Here is a 17,634-nt window from a genome sequence, read left to right as displayed (position 1 = left end):
TGCGGCTGCCACGGCGCGGGCGCCGTGGGCGGCGGCGGGGGTGTGGCCGGCTCGTCCGGTTCGGCCGGCTCCGGCGGGCGGACCGGCTCCGGCGGGCTGATCGGGTCCGGCGGCGAGTGGGGTTCCGGCGGGGAGTACGGGTCCGGAGGCCCGTACGGGTCGGGCGGGCTCACCGGGTCCGGCGGCTCGACGGGCTGCGGCGGCTCGGCCGGCTCTGAGCCGGTCGACATCAGTCGCGCGGCGAAGCTGTCCGGCGGGAAGGCCCCGGGCGCGCGTTCCGCGCCGGGCGGCGTGTCACCGAACGCACCCGTCCGGCGATCGGCGTCGACGCCCGTGCGGCTGAAACGATCGGCGTCCGCGCCGGCCCGGCCGAGGGGGTCGGCGGCGACGTCCGGGAAGGCGGTGGGTCGCGGGTCGTTGTCGGTGGGCCGGTAGGCGCTGGCGTTGAGGTCCCGGTCGTGGAGGTCGGTCGGGCGGCCGCTGGTGCCGCTGAGCGCGTCCATCATGGACGGGGTCTCGGGGGCGGGCTCGGCCCGGTAGACGCGCGGCGCGAACCGCACCGGGACGTCGGTCAGCTCGTCCGCGGAGATGCGCGCGGCGCTCGGCACCGACGCGGTGGCGCGTACGGCTGCCTGGCCCGACGCCACGGAGCGGGTCCCGCCGGCCGGTGTCGACGTGGCGGCCGGCAACCCGTCGATCGGCTTGATCGGCGTGGCGACGGGCGGCATGGCCCCGGACGGGGTGACCGGGGTGAGCGGCGTCGCGGGCGGCGCGAAGGGCGGTGGCGGGTCCTGCGGGGTGGCCGTGACCGGCTCGCCGGCCGGGCGGGCCGTCGCGATCGACTCGGCGTAGGTGTCCACCGGCTGGTCGTCGAAGTAGCCCGGTGGCAGGTTCGGCGGCCCGGCCGACGGGATGGGCGCCGGCGCGCCCGCGATCTGCCATGGCTGGGCGAACTCGGCCCAGGGCATCGGCGCCGCCGTCGGCTGGGTGTCACCGGTCGCGAGCTGCGCCGACGGCGTGCCCGACGGGGGCGTCACGGGGGTACCGCGTGGTGGGGTCGCGCTGGGCGGCAGCGACGGCGGGCCCCCCGACGGCATCGCCGGCGTGGGCCGGGGGGCGGGCAACGGCGGCGCGGCCACGGCCGGCACGGGCGGTGGTGGTGGGTACCCCGAGGGCGGGGCGGACGGCGGCTTGGGCTGCTGGCCGAACGCGGACGACAGCGACGTCACCGGGGACGCCGGTGGCTGCCCGCCACCGCCGGTGGGCGGCGAGTCGACCGTCGGCGACGAGAACGCGGAGAAGCCGCCCGTCGGCGGCGAGTCAACGGTCGGCGAGGAGAACGCCGAGAAGCTCGACTGGGACGGGTCCGGGACGGGACGTGGCGTACGGACCGGCAGTGGCGTCGCGCCGCCCTCCGCCGGCGACGCGACCCGGTAGCCGGCCGGCGCCGAGGATTCCTCCTGGCTCGGGGGCGGTGGCGTCACACTGGCCCGACCACGCGCGGGCACGGGCGCGGCCGCGGGCGTCTCCGGCGGGAGTGCCGCGGCCGGCGTGCGCATCGGCAGCGCGTGCGACGACCCGTCGGTCCCATGGGACGGCGGGGCGACGTCCGGCGTCAGTGACGCGGCCGGGGTGCGCATGGGCAGCGCGTGCGAGTTCGGCGCGCGGGGCAGCGGCGGCGGCTCCGGCAGCGGCACGGGCGTCGCGGGGGTGTCCGGCGGCAGGGACGCGGCGGGAGTGCGCGAGGGCAGCGGCGGGGGCGTCAGGGGCGGCGGGGTCGCGGGCGTGTCCGCCGGAAGCGACGCCCCGGCCCTGCGGGTCGGCAGCGGCGGTATCGACGGTGTGGGCGCGACGGGCAGTGGTGCGGGAGCGAACGGCGATGCGGGTGCGGCATTGTCGGGAGCGGGCGCCGACGACCCGTCCGGTGACGTGGGCGTGGCCTCCGACGGCGCGTACTCCATGTGACACTGCCTCCAGCGATCGCCCGGCGTACACGCCGTATTCACTCAGCGTGCGTACGGCGACCGCGCTACCGGGCGGCACCGGCCGGGACTGTGGTTCTGCCCTACGGTGCCACACCAGGCCGGTTTCGCGCAGCCACCATCCTCGCCGAAAGATCACATTGCGGTTGCGGGCACCTGGGAAGGTGGCTTCAGCCTGCGACGGAGCGTCACCACCTCCGGAAAGCGTCTTTCCCAGTGCGCGGGCGGTCAGCCCCGCGGACTGGCCTCCCCGCTCGTCGCGGCCGCCGCGCTGGACTGCGTCCCCGCCGATTCCCTGGTCGCCTCGCTGGTCTCGGCGGCGCTGGACGCCGCGGTTGTCGTCGCGGTTGTCGTCGTGACGGTCGTCGTCGGCGGCGCGGTGGTGACCGGCGGCCTGGTCGTCACCGGCGGCGTGGGGCTCGGCCTGGTCGTGGTCGGCGCGGTGGTCGTGGTGCCGGGACGGGTGGTCGGCGCGGTCGTGCGCGGGCCGGTCGTGGGCGGGCGGGACGTCGTCGTCGGCGCGCCCGTGGTCGGCCGCGCGCCGGCGACCGGCACGGCGTCGACGACGCGGGCCGCGCCGTAGTACTCCGACCACCAGATGGGCGCCACGCGTACGTGGTCGCCGAACGTGGGCGCGTGCACCATCTTCCCGTTGCCGATGTACATCGCCACGTGGTGGATCTTCCGCCAGTTGTTCGGGTCGGTGCTGAAGAACAGCAGGTCGCCGGGGAGAAGCTGGCTCAGTTGCACCTTCTGCAGCCCGGCGTACTGGTTGTACGAGACGCGCGGGATGCTGATGCCGACCGACCCGTACGCGGCGTAGGTCAGGCCGGAGCAGTCGTACGCGTTCGGACCCTCGGCGGCCCAGACGTACGGCTTGCCGACCTGGCGCAGCGCGAACTGCACGGCGGAAATGGCCTTCGGGCCGGCCTGGTAGCCGTTGTTCGCGCCGCCGATCGCGTACGAACCACCGAGGCCAGCCTCGTAGTTGTCGCGCGCGTCGGCGAGCCCGGGCAGCTTGTCCTTGTTCCGCTCGCGCAGCACGGCGAGCGCCTTCGTGTGCCGGTCGAACTGCTCCTTGACGACCGCGCGGCGGGTGTTGAGGTTCTGCTGCGTGAGCAGCGCCGCCTCGTACGCCTCGCGCGTCGTGCGTTCGAGCGCCTCGGCGCGCGCCACGTCGAACTGCACCGAGTCGCGGCCGGGCGGCTTGCGCGCCGCGTCGACGTTCCGCCCGAAGGCGGGCGCGACGGCGCCGAGCTCCTGCAGGTCGTTGGCGTAACCGGAGAGCGGGCCAAGAGCAAGGGCGCCCTTGTACGCGTCCGCGGCGATCTCCCTGGCCCGTTGCCGGTGCACGGCCAGCTGCGCGGTGGCGATGTCCCACGGCCGGCGCGCCGTCCCGGCGGCCGTCGCCGCCGCGGCGGCGTCCGCGTCGAGCTGCTTGAGCTGCTCGCCGAGCTGCTCGGTGGCGCTGGCCTCGGTCATGATCTGGACGGTGACCGGGTCCATCTGCGTCGTGACGGGCGCGGCCGGCGCCTGCGGCATGGCCGTCAGGGGCACGGGGATCTCGCTGATCGGCTCGGAGCCGCCCCGCGGGCCGCGGGCCACGCCGGCCTTGAGCGGCGGCACGAAGGCCTGGTTGCCGGCACCGAGGCCCGGGGACGTCGGTCGGTCGGTGGCCGTGGGGGGTGCCGTGGGGTTGCCCGGACCACGGGTCGAGCTGCCGTGGCCGTGGCCGTTGGCCGGGTTGCCGACGCCGCGGCTGGGGACGGACGCGTTCGGGTTGTTGGGGGTGCCCGGATCGGCCTGCGCGATGGCGGGCGTGAGCCAGACGACCGTCACCGTCGTCGCGGCGGTCGCGGCACGTCCCAGGCGCGCGGGCACGCGTTTCGGCTGGCGCCGCCTCCCCATGCGTACCCCTTAATCCGTATTTAGACCTAAATAGTCCGAACGGCCTTCGCGTCCGGTGGCTACCCCATTCGTACCTCACGACCACGCGCCGTGTCGACGGCGTTCGGGACAACAGTTAGGAAACCGACTGGTGGGGAGGGGAACAGGACGAGGACGTAGGCTCGGGCACGGGCGCCCGTGCGTCGGTGCCCGGGAGGGGCAGATCATGGACGTCGGGCTCAAGCGCGAGATCGAAGCGAAGGTGTACGCCGGGGAGCGGCTCAGCCGCGCCGACGGCGAGGCGCTCTACGCGTGCGACGACCTGGCCTGGCTCGGCCGGCTCGCCCACCACAAGCGCACGGAGCGCAACGGCGAACGGGTGATGTTCAACGTCAACCGCCACCTGAATCTGACGAATGTCTGTTCCGCGTCCTGCGCGTACTGCTCGTTCCAGCGCAAGCCCGGCGAGAAGTCGGCCTACACGATGCGCGTCGAGGAGGCCGTCGCCAAGGCGCTCGAGATGCGCGACGAGCAGCTCACCGAGCTGCACATCGTCAACGGCCTGCACCCGACCCTGCCGTGGAAGTACTACCCGCGGGTGCTGCGCGAGCTCAAGGCCGCGCTGCCCGAGGTGTCGCTCAAGTGCTTCACCGCCACCGAGATCCAGTGGTTCGAGAAGATCTCCGGCCTGCCCGCCGACGAGATCCTCGACGAGCTGATGGACGCCGGCCTGTCGTCACTGACGGGTGGGGGCGCGGAGATCTTCGACTGGGAGATCCGGCAGCACATCGTCGACCACGCCTGCCACTGGGAGGACTGGTCGCGCATCCACCGCCTCGCTCACAGCAAGGGCATGAAGACGCCGTCCACGATGCTCTACGGCCACATCGAGGAACCCCGTCATCGGGTCGACCATGTGATCCGGCTGCGCGAGCTGCAGGACGAGACCGGCGGGTTCCAGGTCTTCATCCCGCTGCGCTACCAGCACGACTTCGTCGACGCGGCCGACGGCATCGTCCGCAACCGGATCCAGGCGCGCACCACGATGGCGGCGCCGGCCGAGTCGCTGAAGACGTTCGCCGTGTCCCGCCTGATGTTCGACAACGTGCCGCACGTCAAGTGCTTCTGGGTCATGCACGGTCTCTCGGTGGCCCAGCTGTCGCTCAACTTCGGCGTCGACGACCTCGACGGCTCCGTCGTCGAATACAAGATCACGCACGACGCCGACTCGTACGGCACGCCGAACACCATGCACCGCGACGACCTGCTGCACCTCATCTGGGACGCCGGCTTCCAGCCTGTCGAGCGCAACACGCTCTACCAGGTCGTCCGCGAGTACGACCAGCCGACCTCGATCGCCGAGCGCCGGGCCGTGCCGCAGGACGTGTGGAGCTGACCAGAAGGTCGCTGACCTTCCTCCGGAGAAAAGGCGCTCCTACGGAAGGCGCGCGACGAGTACCGTCGACCGGGTGCGCCTACTGCCCCAGCCCACCCCGGACGGGGCGCTGCCGTGGCGTACCCCCGCATTGACGTTTTTGATCTTCTGTGTGCCGTTGGCGTTGGCCACGTGGCTGGCCAACGTCCTGCTCGCGGACACGGACGTGGTCATCGGCGGTGAGGTCGCGCCGCTCGTGGTGAGCATCTGCTCCACGTGGGCGTGGTTCGTGAAGGAGCCGCGGCACCGGATGTGGGCCACGTCGGCGGCCATGGGTCTGGCGATCGTGACCGGCGGGTTCGTCCACACCGGCGGGTCGCAGTTCGAGATCTTCCTCCGCGCGTTCGCCGTGGCGCTCGCGGGCGCCTACGCGTTCGCCCTCATCACCCACCTGCCTGCGGAACCCTGACGGTTATCCACAGGGCCTGTCGCGGTGGCCGGCGACGCGGCCACACTGCGACAGGTGGACCTGCCCGCCGACGACGCCGACGACCTCACCTGGCTCCTCTTCCGCCAGCACCACGTCCTCACCCGCCGCCAGGCCCTCCAACACCTCACGGAGGACGCGGTCCGGCACCGGCTGCGGACCGGCCGGTGGGTCCAACGCGCGCCCCCCGGGGTTCGCATCCACCGCACCCGGCACCTGCACCCCGACGACCTGCGTCCGGCGGGCGCGCCGCCCAGCACCATGCCGGCGCGGTCACTGGTGAACGCGGTGCAATGGGCCGTCTCGGCGGACCAGGCCCGGTTCATCATGGCGGCCACCTTTCAGCAGCGACCGGTGGATGCCACCGACATCGACGCGGTGCTGGCGCGGCTGCCCAAGGTGCGCCGGCAGGGCCTGCTCAGGCGGACGCTCGCGGACGTCGGGGCGGGCTCGCACACGCTGGCGGAGCTGGATCTGCTGCGGCTGTGCGGGTCGGCTGGTCTGCCCACGCCCAGCCGGCAGGTCCGACGGACGGACGCCGACGGTCGTGACCGCTATCTCGACCTGTATTTCGACGAGTGGGGCGTCCATGTCGAGGTTGACGGCGCGCACCACATGGACGTCCGGCAGTGGTGGCGTGACATGCACCGGCAGAATGCCCTATCTGCGCATGGTTTGCGGACGTTACGGTTTCCGTCGTTCGCCGTTCGTGAGCAGCCGGACGTGGTGGTCGCGCAACTGAGGACGGCCCTCGTCGCCGCCGGATGGCGTGGATGATCAGTCGCATGTGGATTCGTGTGCCGGATTAGGTGCCCAGGGCCCAGCTTGCGGCCACGAATCCACAGTAGATGATCGTTTGTGCCGCGGCGGGCGGCGGAGTCGTGAACGACCATCGTCCGGGTGCCGTGTCGGGGCCGCGCGAGCGGCGCGTACGCTGCATTCCGACATGACGGGCGAAACTCGGGCGCGGACGTTTCCGCGACGCGACAAGTACGGGCGCGTGATCAGCCTCAAGGAGCTGGTCGCGACCATGATCGTTGGGCTCCTCGCGGGCGTCGCCATTCTCGCGGTCTTTGACGGGTTGCTCGCGCTCATCGGCGCGGGAAGTTTCGGGGACGCCACCGGCTGGCTGGCCGTGGTGCTGCCGCTCATGATCCTCGTGGAGGACTTCCGCGCCTGGCGGACGGCCGGGAGCCGGCGCCTCATCGCCGGCCTTGCCGCGCTGGGGCTCGGCGCCGGGGTGGGGCTGGGCGCGGCGTACGCCGCGAACTCCTTCGCGAACCTCGTCTCCGGGGCGGTGGGTGCGGCGGTCGCCGTGCTGGTCTATACCGTGGTGTGGTTCGTCTGGATCCGGTGGCTCACCGGCGACCAGCCAGTGGAGGGATAACGGTGAACCCCGCAATCAAGTACTCGCTCGGGCGCATCGGGCTTTTCGTCGTCGTGGCGGTGCCGCTGCTGCTGTTCCTGCCGGAGACCATGAACTCGCTGCTGAAGCTCATGATCGCCATCGCGGTCTCGGCGGGGCTGTCGTTCTTCCTGCTGCGCGGGCTGCGCGACCAGGTCGCCGACCAGATGTCCGCCAACGCCCGGCGCAAGATCGAGGAGAAGGAGCGCCTCCGCGCCGCCCTCGCGGGCGAGGACGCGCCGAAGGACAACTAGTCGTCCGTCCGCTACGGTCTTACCCGACAGCCCCACAGCGAAGCCGGTGCGATTCCGGCGCTGTCCCGCAACTGTGAACCCCTCATCGCGGAGGGGAAAGCCAGGTCGCCTGCGGGGTTGTCGCGATCAAGCGCTCTCGAGGAAGAGTGCCTCGCAGGCCGGGACTCCCCACCATCAGGTCCCCGTCGGCGAAGCCACCATCCCTCGCCGATAGGAGGACCAGTGAAGCCCACCCTGCTGCGCAGGGCCGCCGCGACGTTCGCGGTGGCCGCGCTCGCGTTCGGCGCCGCCGCCTGCGCCGACGATAAGGAAACCCCCACGGGTACGCCCACCAGCGCGGCGGTCGCGTACCCCGTCACGGTCGGCACCGTCACCCTCGACGCGCAGCCGCAGAAGATCGTCTCGCTGTCGCCGACGACGACGGAGATGTTGTTCGCGATCGACGCGGGCAAGCAGGTCGTCGCGGTCGACGACCAGTCGAACCACCCGACCGGGGCGCCGAAGACGGACCTGTCGGGCTACCAGCCCAACGCCGAGGCGATCGCCGCGAAGAACCCCGACCTGGTGGTCCTGTCGAACGACACGAACAACATCGTCAGCCAGCTCACCACGCTGAAGATCCCGGTGTACGTCGCGCCGGCCGCGGCCACTATCGACGACACGTACAAGCAGCTCACCGAGCTGGGCACGCTCACCGGCCACCCGACGGAGGCGGCCGCCGAGGTGCAGCGGATGAAGGACCAGATCGCCAAGATCATCACATCGGTGCCCAAGCGCGCCACCCCGCTCACGTACTACTACGAGCTGGACCCGACCTTCTACTCACTGACCTCGAAGACGTTCGTCGGCTCGCTGTTCGCCCAGCTGGGCCTGACCAACATCGCGGACGGCGCCGACGCCAAGGGCACGGGGTACCCGCAGCTCACCGCCGAGGCGATCATCAAGGCGAACCCCGACCTGATCTTCCTGGCGGACACGAAGTGCTGCGGCCAGTCGCCCGAGACGGTCGCCAGGCGCGCCGGCTGGGCCGACCTGACCGCCGTCACGAAGAACCAGGTCGTGGCCCTCGACGACGACATCGCGTCCCGCTGGGGCCCGCGCGTCGTCGACCTGCTCCAGACGGCCGCCGACGCGGTCGCGAAGGTCCCGGCCAACTGACCGTGCCCGACCGTACCGTCGCCGACCCGCCGGACGCGCCCGACGCGCGCCCGGCGGGCGGCGCCGTGCCGAGGGCGGCGCGGCTGCCGTGGCTGTGGCTCATCGTCGGCGTGTTCGCCGTGCTCGCGGCCGCCGTCGCCGGCCTGGCGATCGGGCCGGTGCGGCTCCCGCCGTGGTCGGTCCTGCTGGAGCTGCTCGACCAGCTGCCCGGCGTCGACGTGGACAGCGGCCTGTCCCCGCGCGAGGCGGCGATCGTCACCGAACTGCGGCTGCCCCGCGTCTGCCTCGGCCTGCTGGTCGGCGCGATGCTGGCCGTCGCCGGCGGGACGTACCAGGGGATTTTCCGCAACCCGCTCGCGGACCCGTATCTGCTGGGAGTCGCGGCCGGGGCCGGCCTCGGGGCGACGGCCGCGATCGCGAGCCGCAACGCGTTCGGTGACCTGCCGTCGATCGGCGGCTCGGGCACCCCGGCGCTCGTCCCGCTCGCGGCGTTCGCCGGCGCGCTCCTGGCGGTCGGGCTGACCTACGGGCTGGGCGCCGCCGGCGGCCGGTCGCGCACCCCGACGACGCTGATCCTCGCGGGCGTCGCGGTGGCGAGCTTCCTCACCGCCGGCCAGACGTTCATCCAGCAGAAGTACGTCGACACGATCCGCGAGGTGTACTCCTGGATCAACGGCCGGCTGGCCACCTCGGGCTGGCACGACGTGCTGCTCCTGCTGCCGTACGTGGTGCTGGCCGCGATCGTCATCCTGCCGCTCGGGCGGCAGCTGGACGTCATGTCGGTGGGCGACGAGGAGGCGGCCGCGCTGGGCGCCCACCCTTCCCGTACCCGCTATGTTCTGATCATTGTCGCGTCGCTGGGGACGGCGGCGGCCGTGGCGGTCTCCGGTCTGATCGGGTTCGTGGGGATCATCGTGCCGCACACGGTGCGGTTGCTCGCCGGCACCGGGTACCGGGTGATCCTGCCCCTGTCGCTGCTGTTCGGGGCCGCGTTCCTGTGCCTGGCCGACCTGGCGGCCCGCACGCTCGACGCGCCCAACGAGATCCCGATCGGCGTGGTGACCGCGTTCTTCGGCGCCCCGTTCTTCATCGTCGTCCTGCGTACCGCGCGGCGGGTGACCGGATGATCCGCCTCGACGCGGTCCGGGTGACCCTCGACGGCACGGAGATCCTGCACGGGGTCGATCTGATGGTCGAGGCCGGGTCGTGGGTGACGATCATCGGGCCGAACGGCGCGGGCAAATCGACGCTGCTCCGGGCGGTGGGCGGGTTGCTGCCGTTCGACGGTTCGGTAACCCTCGAGGGTACGCCGCTGGCGCGGTTGCGGCGCCGCGAACGGGCCCGGCTGGTGGCCACCGTGCCGCAGACGCCGGTGGTGCCGCCCGGGATGAGCGTCCTCGACTACGTGCTGCTGGGGCGCACGCCGTTCATCCCCGCGCTCGGCCGCGAGTCCGCCCGGGACCTGGCCGCGGCGGCCGCCGTGCTGGACCGGCTGGACCTGGGCGGGTTCGCCGGGCGGGCGCTGGACACGCTGTCGGGCGGCGAGCGGCAGCGGGCGTTCCTGGCCCGGGCGCTGGCGCAGGAGGCGACCATCCTGCTGCTCGACGAGCCGACATCGGCGCTGGACATCGGCCACCAGCAGGAGGTGCTGGACCTGGTCGACGAGCTGCGCCGCGACCATGGGTTGACGGTTCTGGCCACGATGCACGACCTGTCGATCGCCGGCGAGTACGCGGAGCGCCTGGTGCTCCTGTCCGCCGGCCGGGTCGCGGCCGCCGGCCCACCCCGTGAGGTCCTCACGGAGTCCCTGCTGGCCGACCACTACCACGCCCGCGTGCGCGTGATCGACTCCCCCGACGGCCCTTTGATCGTCCCCCTTCGCGCCCGCCCCAGTTAGGGCGAGTGACGGCGCATGAATGTCTTCATCCAGGTGCTCGGCGCCATCCTCGGGCTGGTCGCGGACCCGACCCCGCCGAACGCGACACAGATGCGCGACGGCTCGGGCTGGCGACTGCGGGTGGGCGACTACCGAGTGGTCTACACCATCGACGATGACCAACTCACGGTCCACACAGTCGGCCACAGAGGTTCCGTCTACGACGCGTGACGACCGGTCGACCGCAGCCGGTCGTGGCGATTATGGGTCGCTATGTGGTCCGACATCGCCACGGTGCGGGGTCAGGCGATCGTGGTGAGGACCGATTCGCCGAATTTGGCCAGTTTGGACTCGCCCACGCCGGAGACCGTGCCCAGTTCGGCGAGGGTGGTCGGGCGCAGCGCGGCGATCTGGCGGAGCGTGGCGTCGTGGAAGATCACGTAGGCGGGGACGCTCAGCTCCTTCGCCGTCGCGGCGCGCCAGGCGCGCAGGCGCTCGAACAGCTCGGCGTCCGGGCCGGCGAGCGCCTCGGGGGCGGTCGTTCTAGGGCCGGCGGAGCGGGAGCGGCGGGACGGGCGGGGCGGGTCCTTGCGGAGCATCACCTCGCGGCGCCTGCTCAGCACGTCGGCGCTCGCGTCGGTGAGGGCCAGCGTGCCGTAGTCGCCCTCGACCGCGAGCAGGCCCTGGGCCAGCAGTTGGCGGATCACGGTGCGCCACTCGGGCTCGGTCAGGTCGGCGCCGACGCCGAACACGCTCAGCTCGTCGTGGTGGTGCTGGACGACCTTCTCGGTCTTGCGGCCGAGCAGGATGTCGACGCACTGGCCCGCGCCGAAGCGCTGGCCGCGCTCGCGGTCGAGCCGCAGCACCGTGGAGAGCAGCTTCTGCGCGGCGATCGTGCCGTCCCACGACTCCGGCGGGGTGAGGCAGGTGTCGCAGTTGCCGCACGGCGCGATCCGCTCGCCGAAGTAGTCGAGCAGCTGCACCCGTCGACACTGGACGGTCTCGCACAGCGCCAGCATCGCGTCGAGGTGCGCGGCCAGGACGCGCCGCCGCGACCGGTCGGCGTCGGACGTGTCGATGAGCTTGCGCTGCTGCACCACGTCCTGCAGCCCGTACGCCAACCAGGCCGTGGACGGCTGCCCGTCGCGCCCGGCACGGCCCGTCTCCTGGTAGTAGCCCTCGACCGACTTGGGCAGGTCGAGGTGGGCGACGAAGCGGACGTCCGGTTTGTCGATGCCCATGCCGAAGGCGATCGTCGCGACCATGACCAGGCCGTCCTCCCGCAGGAAGCGGCGCTGGTTGGTCGAGCGGGTCGCCGCGTCGAGGCCCGCGTGGTAGGGCAGCGCGTCGATGCCGTTGGCGACCAGCATCTCGGCCGTGCGCTCCACGGACGCCCGGGACAGGCAGTAGACGATGCCGGCGTCGCCGGCGTGCTCCCCGCGCAGGAGGTCGAGCAGCTGCGCCTTCGGGTCGACCTTGGGGACGATCCGGTACTGGATGTTGGGGCGGTCGAAGCTCGCCACGAACCGCGGCGCGTCGCGCAGCTCGAGCCGGGTGGCGATCTCGTCGCGGGTGGCGGTGGTCGCCGTCGCGGTCAGGGCGATGCGCGGCACGTCCGGCCAGCGCTCGTGCAGCACCGACAGGTTCAGGTAGTCGGGCCGGAAGTCGTGCCCCCACTGCGCCACGCAGTGCGCCTCGTCGATCGCGAAGAGGCCGATGTCGCCCCGCGCGAGCAACGACATCGTGTTCGGTGAGCCGAGGGCCTCGGGCGCCAGGTAGAGCAGGTCGAGCTCGCCGGCGAGGAACTCGGCCTCGACCACGCGCCGCTCGCCGAAGTCCTGCGTGGAGTTCAGGTAGCCGGCGCGCACGCCCAGCGTGGTGAGCGCGTCGACCTGGTCGTGCATGAGCGCGATCAGCGGCGAGATGACGACCCCGACGCCCCGGCGCGCGATCGCGGGGATCTGGTAGCACAGCGACTTGCCGCCGCCCGTCGGCATGAGCACCAGCGCGTCGCCGCCGCCGGTCACCTGCTCGATGATGGCCCGCTGCTCGCCCCGGAACGCGTCGTAGCCGAACACGCGCCGCAGCACCTCAGCGGGGTCGGCCCCGACCAGCTCCCCGGACGTCGTCACCCGGCGATCCTATGGGACCCACCCGACAACCCGCCCGTTATCCACAGGCCGACGACCGTTTGATACGCGGAGGCACCGGGAATCACACCGTCAGCAGTCACGTGGGTTACCCCGGAGGTTGAGAATGACAGCGACCGGCATCATCACCGCAATCATCGTGGGCGCCATCATCGGCGCGCTGGGCCGGCTCGTCGTGCCCGGCCGTCAGGCCATGCCCATCTGGCTGACCATCGTCGTCGGCATCGCGGCCGCCCTGCTCGGCACCGTGCTCGCCGGCGCCCTGGGGGTCAAGGAGACGAACGGGTTCGACTGGATCGAGTTCTTCATCCAGGTCGCCCTCGCCGCGATCGGCGTCTTCCTCGTCGCCGGCGCGTACGGGCGCAGAGGCTCGGTCTGACAGACCACGGGCGGTTCAACGACGAGCCGTCCGGCCGGAGGGGCATCGTGCCAGTGGGCACGGTGCCCCTCCGGCGTTACGGGAGCAGCGCGTCCGGCAGCGGCCGGGCGTGCACGACGACGAGGCGGGACACCGCCCGGGTCAGCACGACGTACAGGCGGTGCAGGCCGCGTTCCTCGGCGGCCACGATGTCGGCGGGCTCGACGACGACGACGTGGTCGTACTCCAGGCCCTTGGCCAGGGACGCGGGCAGCACGATGACCCGCTCGTCGTCGAGGCCCGCGGCTTCCACGGCGGCGGCGAGCGCCGGCGCTGACGCGTCGGGGGCGATCACCGCGACGGACCCCTCGAACTCCAGCGCGGCCCGCGCCTCCGCGACCGCCGCGGGCAGCACCGACTCCACAGGGGACAGGCGCAGTGTGCCGTCGCGGCGTAGCGACTCGGCCGGCGGTACGGCCACGTCCAGGGCGGGAAGCAGCCGGTTGGCCAGCTCGACGACCGCGGCGGGGACCCGGAAGCCGGTGGTCAGCGGCACGACCGGCGTGCCGGGCTTGCCCAGGTGGGCCACGGTGTCGGCCCAGTCGCGTGACGCCCACGGCGCGGTGCCCTGGGCCAGGTCGCCGAGCAGCGTGAACGAGCCGTGCTCCGACCGGCGCGCGATCGCGCGGCACTGCATGGGGGACAGGTCCTGCGCCTCGTCGATGACGATGTGCCCGTAGGACGGCAGCCGCTCGATCAGGCCGGCGGCCTCGTCGATCAGGACGGCGTCGGCCGCCGACCACTTCGTCGCCCTCACCGTGCGGGCGGGCTTCTCCCACGCCAGCGCCGCGATCTCCGCCTCGCTCAGCACGTCGGCGGCGCCCGACGGATCCGACAGGAGCGAGAAGACCAGCTCCTCCGGGGTCACCGCCGGCCACGCGAAGTCCAGGAACGCGCGCACGTCCGGGCTGCGCGCCATCTTGCGCTGCCAGGACTCGGGCGGGGAGTCGCCCCGCTTCGCCTCCGCCTGGCGCAGCAGCAACGCGACGACCCGGGCCAGCACCCGCTCGCGGCCCAGCGCGTGCGGCGGGTCCTCGCGGCGGACGTCGTCGACGATGCGGACCAGCGCGTCCACGCTGATCCGCCAGCGCCACGACCCGTCCGTCACCGTCAGCGGGTCGACGGGCTTGCGGACGTACCGCCGCAGGTGTTGGCGGAGCACGACCGCGAGGCGCGGGTCGTGCTTGAGGGAGGCGGTGGCCGGCGCGTCCGTGCCGCGGACCTGGACCCGGGCGATCAGCTCGTCCACCGTGGACTGCTCGACGTCGATCTCGCCGAGGGCGGGGAGGACCGCCGCGATGTAGCTGAGGAAGGCCCGGTTCGGGCCGAGGACCAGGACCTTCGAGCGGCGCAGGCGCTCGCGGTGGGCATAGAGGAGGTACGCCGCGCGGTGCAGGCCGACGGCCGTCTTGCCGGTGCCCGGCGCGCCCTGCACGCAGATCGAGGCGTCGAGGTCGGCGCGGACCAGCACGTCCTGTTCGGGCTGGATGGTGGCGACGATGTCGCGCATCGGGCCGACGCGGGGGCGTTCGATCTCCTCGGTGAGGATGCGCGAGGCGGTGCCCAGCTCCTCGCCGCGGTCGAGGTGCTCGTCCTCGAAGCCGCTGAGCGCGGCCTCGGTCGCGCCGACCGCCCAGCCGAACCGGCGGCGGATCGCCACGCCCTGCGGGTCACGCGCCGACGCCTGGTAGAACGTGCGGCTGAGCGGCGCGCGCCAGTCGAGAACGAGCGGCTCGCCGGCGTCGTCGGTGATGTGCCGGCGCCCGACGTGGTAGCGCGAGCCGGCGTGTTCGCCCACGTCGAAGGTGAGCTTGCCGAAGAACAGCGGGGCGCGCGGGTCGTCGGCCAGCTCGGCGACCCGCTGGCGCAGCGTGCGGCCGAGCGTCTCGGAGCTGTACGCGTCGCCGGCGACCTTGTCGCCGGTGGAGAAGAGCTGCTCCGCGTGGCTGCGCATGCGCGCCAGCGCCGCGCGGGAGCGGACCAGGTGGTCGCGTTCGAGGTCGAGGGGGTCGGTCAGGGGCAGGGTCATGCCGGCGTCTCGCTTCGCGAGCCGCCGGCATGACTGACACTGCGCTTCATGATGCCCTCGCTTCGCTCGGCCATGCGTTCTCTCCCGACGTCGTTCATGCGTGGGATAAATGGCCGCCCGGCGCTCCGCGGTCAGGGACGCGGTGCCGGCTGTGCCCTCGGATGCGCGTTTTGCGCGGCCGACGAGTCTACTCGGCCCCCGGTGGCGATCGCATGTGATTTACCTGGTGATCGACCTTGGCTCTGCCATGATCGTCCACGTGGTGGGTTAGCGTCTATGACCATGAGCGAGCGTCAGCGAGCGAATCATCGGCTCAGGTGGAACTCATGGCGTCGCCGGTGCGCAGCGGAGGCGGCGGCATGAGCGCGGTGTCGCGGCCCCGGGTTGGGCACATCCAGTTCCTCAACTGTCTGCCCATCTACTGGGGCCTCATGCGATCCGGTGCCCTGCTCGGGGTCGACCTGCACAAGGACACGCCCGACCACCTCAACGACGCCCTCGTCGCCGGCGACCTCGACATCGGCCCGATCTCGCTGGTCGAGTACCTGCGCCACGCTGACGAGCTGCTCGTCCTGCCCGACCTGGCGGTCGGCAGTGACGGCCCGGTGCTCTCGGTCAACCTGGTGTCCACGCTGCCGCTCGCCGCGCTCGACGGCGCCCGGGTCGCGCTGGGTTCCACGTCGCGCACGGGCGTCCTGCTCGCCCAGCTCCTCCTGGAAGATCATCATGGGGTACGTCCCGACTACTACCGCTGCCCGCCCGACCTCTCCGAGATGCTGCTCGAGGCGCCGGCCGGGGTGCTGATCGGCGACGTCGCGTTGCGCGCCCGCCACGACGCGCCGGCGCGCGGGCTCACGGTCACCGACCTGGGCGAGGCGTGGCGCGACTGGACGGGCCACCCGATGGTCTTCGCCGTCTGGGCGGTCCGCCGGGACTTCGCCGCCCGGCACCCGGGCATGGTGAAGGAGGTGCACGACGCGTTCCTGCGCTCGCGCGACCTGTGCATGGCCGAGCTCGACGAGGTCGCCGCGGCCGCGTCCCGCTGGGAGGCGTTCGACGCGCCGACACTGGCGTCCTACTTCCGGGCGCTCGACTTCTCCCTGGGCGAGCGCCAGGTCGCCGGCATCCAGGAGTTCGCCCGCCGCGCCGCGGCCCGCGGCGCGGCCCCCGCGCTCCCGCCGTCCGGCCCCGACTTCTTCACCCGCTGACGCCCGGGGCTGCTCCTCTGTTCAGGGCCCGCGGCACGGGCACCGCACCGCGGGCCGTCGCGTCCGTCACCGGTGGCGGAACCAACGGGTGCGGACGTACAGGTTGTATCCGATGGGCTGCCGCGCGCCCTCAACGTAGACGGGTCGGCAGCGGGCCTGGATGTGACGCTCGCGGTACCAGTCCGCACGGGCCTCGCACGTGACGTGGCGGCGGTAGAAGCCCTTGTAGACCCAGCCCTGCGAACGTAGGTGGACCGTCGGAGCCTGCTCGACCGGCGCGACGTACGCGCTCGTCCGGGCGGGCACGGTGGTCGGTGCGGCCGCTGCCGCACCGGCTGGCACCAGGGACAGTACGCCGACCGCGGCCGCGCACAGCGCGGTCCGGATAGTCTTTTCCTACCTCATGACACACCCCGTGATTTCTTGGACATGACGGGTCCGCGCGGAACAGGCGCGGTCGCCAGACAGGTGCTACCCGTCTTTTTCCAGGTCAATCACTCAGAGCCGCATAATTTTCACATTAGGGGGTGGCGGCGGCCAGGAGTTGGGCGGCCACCTTCTGGCAGATGGCGCGGGTGTGGTTGAAGTCGCCGTTCCAGTCGCCGGTGCTCGGGAAGCGCTGCAGGACCGACATCACCCAGGTGTCGCCGATCGCCATGCAGGACACGTGCCACTTCATGTCCTCGTCGCGCAGCAGCCAGCCGTTCTTGATGGCGACCTCGGCGGCCTCGTCCTTGGGGAGGGCCTTGCGGATGCCGAAGTCGCCGACGCCGCGGACCTTGCGCATCATGTCGAGGACCCAGGGCGTCCACCTCGCGCCGGCCGCCTTGCCCGAGGCGATGCAGTCGCCCATGCGCACGGTGTCGCGGGCGGAGACGTACGTCCGGCTCCACTCGCCGCTCGTGGCCTTGCTGTCGGTGAGCTTGCACATGCTGATCAGCCGGTTGATCGACGCGGTCCTGCCGTTCGCCGCGTAGACCGTGACGGCGGCGTTGTTGTCGCTGTCCCGGATCATGATCTCCAGGGTGCGCATCATGGTGGAGTTGGGCGTCACACCCCGCTCGGCCGCCCGCCGCAGGTAGTCGGATGCCAGCCATGCCTTGATCATGGAGGCGGTGGTGCTCTGCGCCGTGTAGTTCTTCGAGCCGACGATCGCGCCCGTGCGCCGGTCCATGAGGGCCCAGCTCCAGAAGCCGGTCGTCTTGACACTGACGTTGGTGGACCGGAACGGCAGCGGGGTCAGCGCGGGTGTCGTCGGCGCGGCCGAGGTGGCGTTGGGCGCGGTCGGCGCGCCCGGCCCCGCCCCGACGCCGGTGGTCGGGCCGGCCTGGTTGCTGCCACTGGTCGGACCGAACGGCGAACCGGGGATGAACCGCAGCCCGGCGCCGATCGCGACGGCCGCCAC

18 protein-coding genes, 1 pseudogene and 1 riboswitch are annotated in these 17,634 nt (G+C 72.4%); of the genes and pseudogenes, 13 read left to right on the top strand and 6 right to left on the bottom strand.

The window, feature by feature from the left end; translation table 11 throughout:
• Positions 1-1,037: pseudogene (locus ABD211_RS20660) on the bottom strand (hypothetical protein); the annotation flags it as partial.
• On the opposite strand from ABD211_RS20660, the gene ABD211_RS20655 reads away from it, so the two are divergent.
• Both ABD211_RS20655 and ABD211_RS20650 read left to right on the top strand, forming a co-directional pair.
• On the top strand, positions 1,018-1,437 hold the full coding sequence (locus ABD211_RS20655) for a hypothetical protein (protein WP_344134335.1): 420 nt from the start codon (positions 1,018-1,020) through the stop codon (positions 1,435-1,437). The pseudogene ABD211_RS20660 and the gene ABD211_RS20655 overlap by 20 nt on opposite strands.
• A 114-nt stretch (positions 1,438-1,551) precedes the next feature.
• Positions 1,552-1,965 (top strand): hypothetical protein, encoded by a 414-nt coding sequence (locus ABD211_RS20650; protein ID WP_344134332.1) that lies wholly within the window; start codon positions 1,552-1,554, stop codon positions 1,963-1,965.
• 245 nt (positions 1,966-2,210) lie between these two features.
• Here ABD211_RS20650 and ABD211_RS20645 read toward each other — a convergent pair whose 3' ends face one another.
• The gene (locus tag ABD211_RS20645; protein WP_344134329.1) at positions 2,211-3,863 is read right to left on the bottom strand and encodes a C40 family peptidase; all 1,653 of its coding nucleotides are present in this window, start codon (positions 3,861-3,863) and stop codon (positions 2,211-2,213) included.
• A 232-nt stretch (positions 3,864-4,095) separates the two neighbouring features.
• Here ABD211_RS20645 and mqnE point away from each other — a divergent pair, with 232 nt between their 5' ends.
• From mqnE to ABD211_RS20600, 9 genes are all read left to right on the top strand, one after another.
• Positions 4,096-5,265 carry an aminofutalosine synthase MqnE gene (gene mqnE / locus ABD211_RS20640; protein ID WP_344134327.1) on the top strand — a complete coding sequence of 390 codons (1,170 nt, stop codon included), beginning with the start codon at positions 4,096-4,098 and terminating at the stop codon, positions 5,263-5,265.
• Between the two features lie 73 nt (positions 5,266-5,338).
• A complete protein-coding gene (locus tag ABD211_RS20635; RefSeq protein ID WP_344134325.1) occupies positions 5,339-5,713 on the top strand; it encodes a hypothetical protein in 375 nt (124 codons plus the stop codon).
• 54 nt (positions 5,714-5,767) lie between these two features.
• Positions 5,768-6,508, top strand: a complete 741-nt coding sequence (locus tag ABD211_RS20630) for an endonuclease domain-containing protein (protein ID WP_344134322.1) — start codon at positions 5,768-5,770, stop codon at positions 6,506-6,508.
• 169 nt (positions 6,509-6,677) lie between these two features.
• Positions 6,678-7,118 carry a hypothetical protein gene (locus ABD211_RS20625; protein ID WP_344134319.1) on the top strand — a complete coding sequence of 147 codons (441 nt, stop codon included), beginning with the start codon at positions 6,678-6,680 and terminating at the stop codon, positions 7,116-7,118.
• Positions 7,119-7,120: 2 nt separating this feature from the next.
• Positions 7,121-7,390 (top strand): DUF4229 domain-containing protein, encoded by a 270-nt coding sequence (locus ABD211_RS20620; protein WP_344134316.1) that lies wholly within the window; start codon positions 7,121-7,123, stop codon positions 7,388-7,390.
• A gap of 11 nt (positions 7,391-7,401) precedes the next feature.
• Positions 7,402-7,544: riboswitch (adenosylcobalamin (AdoCbl) riboswitch) on the top strand.
• Between the two features lie 80 nt (positions 7,545-7,624).
• Positions 7,625-8,548, top strand: a complete 924-nt coding sequence (locus tag ABD211_RS20615) for an ABC transporter substrate-binding protein (protein ID WP_425560473.1) — start codon at positions 7,625-7,627, stop codon at positions 8,546-8,548.
• Positions 8,549-8,550: 2 nt separating this feature from the next.
• Positions 8,551-9,675 (top strand): FecCD family ABC transporter permease, encoded by a 1,125-nt coding sequence (locus ABD211_RS20610; protein ID WP_425560471.1) that lies wholly within the window; start codon positions 8,551-8,553, stop codon positions 9,673-9,675.
• Entirely contained in the window at positions 9,672-10,445 is a 774-nt protein-coding gene (locus ABD211_RS20605) for an ABC transporter ATP-binding protein (RefSeq protein WP_344134310.1), read from the top strand. The genes ABD211_RS20610 and ABD211_RS20605 overlap by 4 nt, the downstream gene beginning before the upstream one ends.
• Positions 10,446-10,460: 15 nt before the next feature.
• Entirely contained in the window at positions 10,461-10,655 is a 195-nt protein-coding gene (locus ABD211_RS20600) for a type II toxin-antitoxin system RelE family toxin (protein ID WP_344134307.1), read from the top strand.
• A gap of 71 nt (positions 10,656-10,726) precedes the next feature.
• On the opposite strand, the gene recQ is transcribed toward ABD211_RS20600, so the two are convergent.
• Positions 10,727-12,538 carry a DNA helicase RecQ gene (recQ, locus tag ABD211_RS20595; protein WP_425560472.1) on the bottom strand — a complete coding sequence of 604 codons (1,812 nt, stop codon included), beginning with the start codon at positions 12,536-12,538 and terminating at the stop codon, positions 10,727-10,729.
• 142 nt (positions 12,539-12,680) lie between these two features.
• On the opposite strand from recQ, the gene ABD211_RS20590 reads away from it, so the two are divergent.
• Positions 12,681-12,953: a GlsB/YeaQ/YmgE family stress response membrane protein gene (locus tag ABD211_RS20590; RefSeq protein WP_344134302.1), complete on the top strand. Its 273-nt coding sequence runs from the start codon at positions 12,681-12,683 to the stop codon at positions 12,951-12,953.
• Positions 12,954-13,029: 76 nt separating this feature from the next.
• On the opposite strand, the gene ABD211_RS20585 is transcribed toward ABD211_RS20590, so the two are convergent.
• Positions 13,030-15,021: a HelD family protein gene (locus tag ABD211_RS20585; RefSeq protein WP_344134299.1), complete on the bottom strand. Its 1,992-nt coding sequence runs from the start codon at positions 15,019-15,021 to the stop codon at positions 13,030-13,032.
• Positions 15,022-15,380: 359 nt separating this feature from the next.
• Here ABD211_RS20585 and ABD211_RS20580 point away from each other — a divergent pair, with 359 nt between their 5' ends.
• Positions 15,381-16,229: a menaquinone biosynthetic enzyme MqnA/MqnD family protein gene (locus ABD211_RS20580; RefSeq protein WP_344134296.1), complete on the top strand. Its 849-nt coding sequence runs from the start codon at positions 15,381-15,383 to the stop codon at positions 16,227-16,229.
• A gap of 66 nt (positions 16,230-16,295) precedes the next feature.
• On the opposite strand, the gene ABD211_RS20575 is transcribed toward ABD211_RS20580, so the two are convergent.
• Positions 16,296-16,571 (bottom strand): hypothetical protein, encoded by a 276-nt coding sequence (locus tag ABD211_RS20575; protein ID WP_344134292.1) that lies wholly within the window; start codon positions 16,569-16,571, stop codon positions 16,296-16,298.
• Between the two features lie 178 nt (positions 16,572-16,749).
• On the bottom strand, positions 16,750-17,634 hold an 885-nt coding region (locus ABD211_RS20570), incomplete at its 5' end, for a serine hydrolase (protein WP_344134289.1).

The sequence above is a fragment of the Luedemannella flava genome, assembly GCF_039528515.1.
In the GTDB taxonomy this organism is placed as follows: Bacteria; Actinomycetota; Actinomycetes; order Mycobacteriales; family Micromonosporaceae; genus Luedemannella; species Luedemannella flava.
Note: the sequence above shows the minus strand (reverse complement) of the source record. Positions and strands in the feature narration are given on the sequence as shown.

Coding starts and splice junctions, on each gene's coding strand:
- mqnE (WP_344134327.1), top strand. CDS start 4,096: ATGGACGTCGGGCTCAAGCGCGAGATCGAAGCGAAGGTGTACGCCGGG.
- ABD211_RS20625 (WP_344134319.1), top strand. CDS start 6,678: ATGACGGGCGAAACTCGGGCGCGGACGTTTCCGCGACGCGACAAGTAC.
- ABD211_RS20605 (WP_344134310.1), top strand. CDS start 9,672: ATGATCCGCCTCGACGCGGTCCGGGTGACCCTCGACGGCACGGAGATC.
- ABD211_RS20600 (WP_344134307.1), top strand. CDS start 10,461: ATGAATGTCTTCATCCAGGTGCTCGGCGCCATCCTCGGGCTGGTCGCG.
- ABD211_RS20590 (WP_344134302.1), top strand. CDS start 12,681: ATGACAGCGACCGGCATCATCACCGCAATCATCGTGGGCGCCATCATC.
- ABD211_RS20585 (WP_344134299.1), bottom strand. CDS start 15,021: ATGACCCTGCCCCTGACCGACCCCCTCGACCTCGAACGCGACCACCTG.
- ABD211_RS20580 (WP_344134296.1), top strand. CDS start 15,381: ATGAGCGCGGTGTCGCGGCCCCGGGTTGGGCACATCCAGTTCCTCAAC.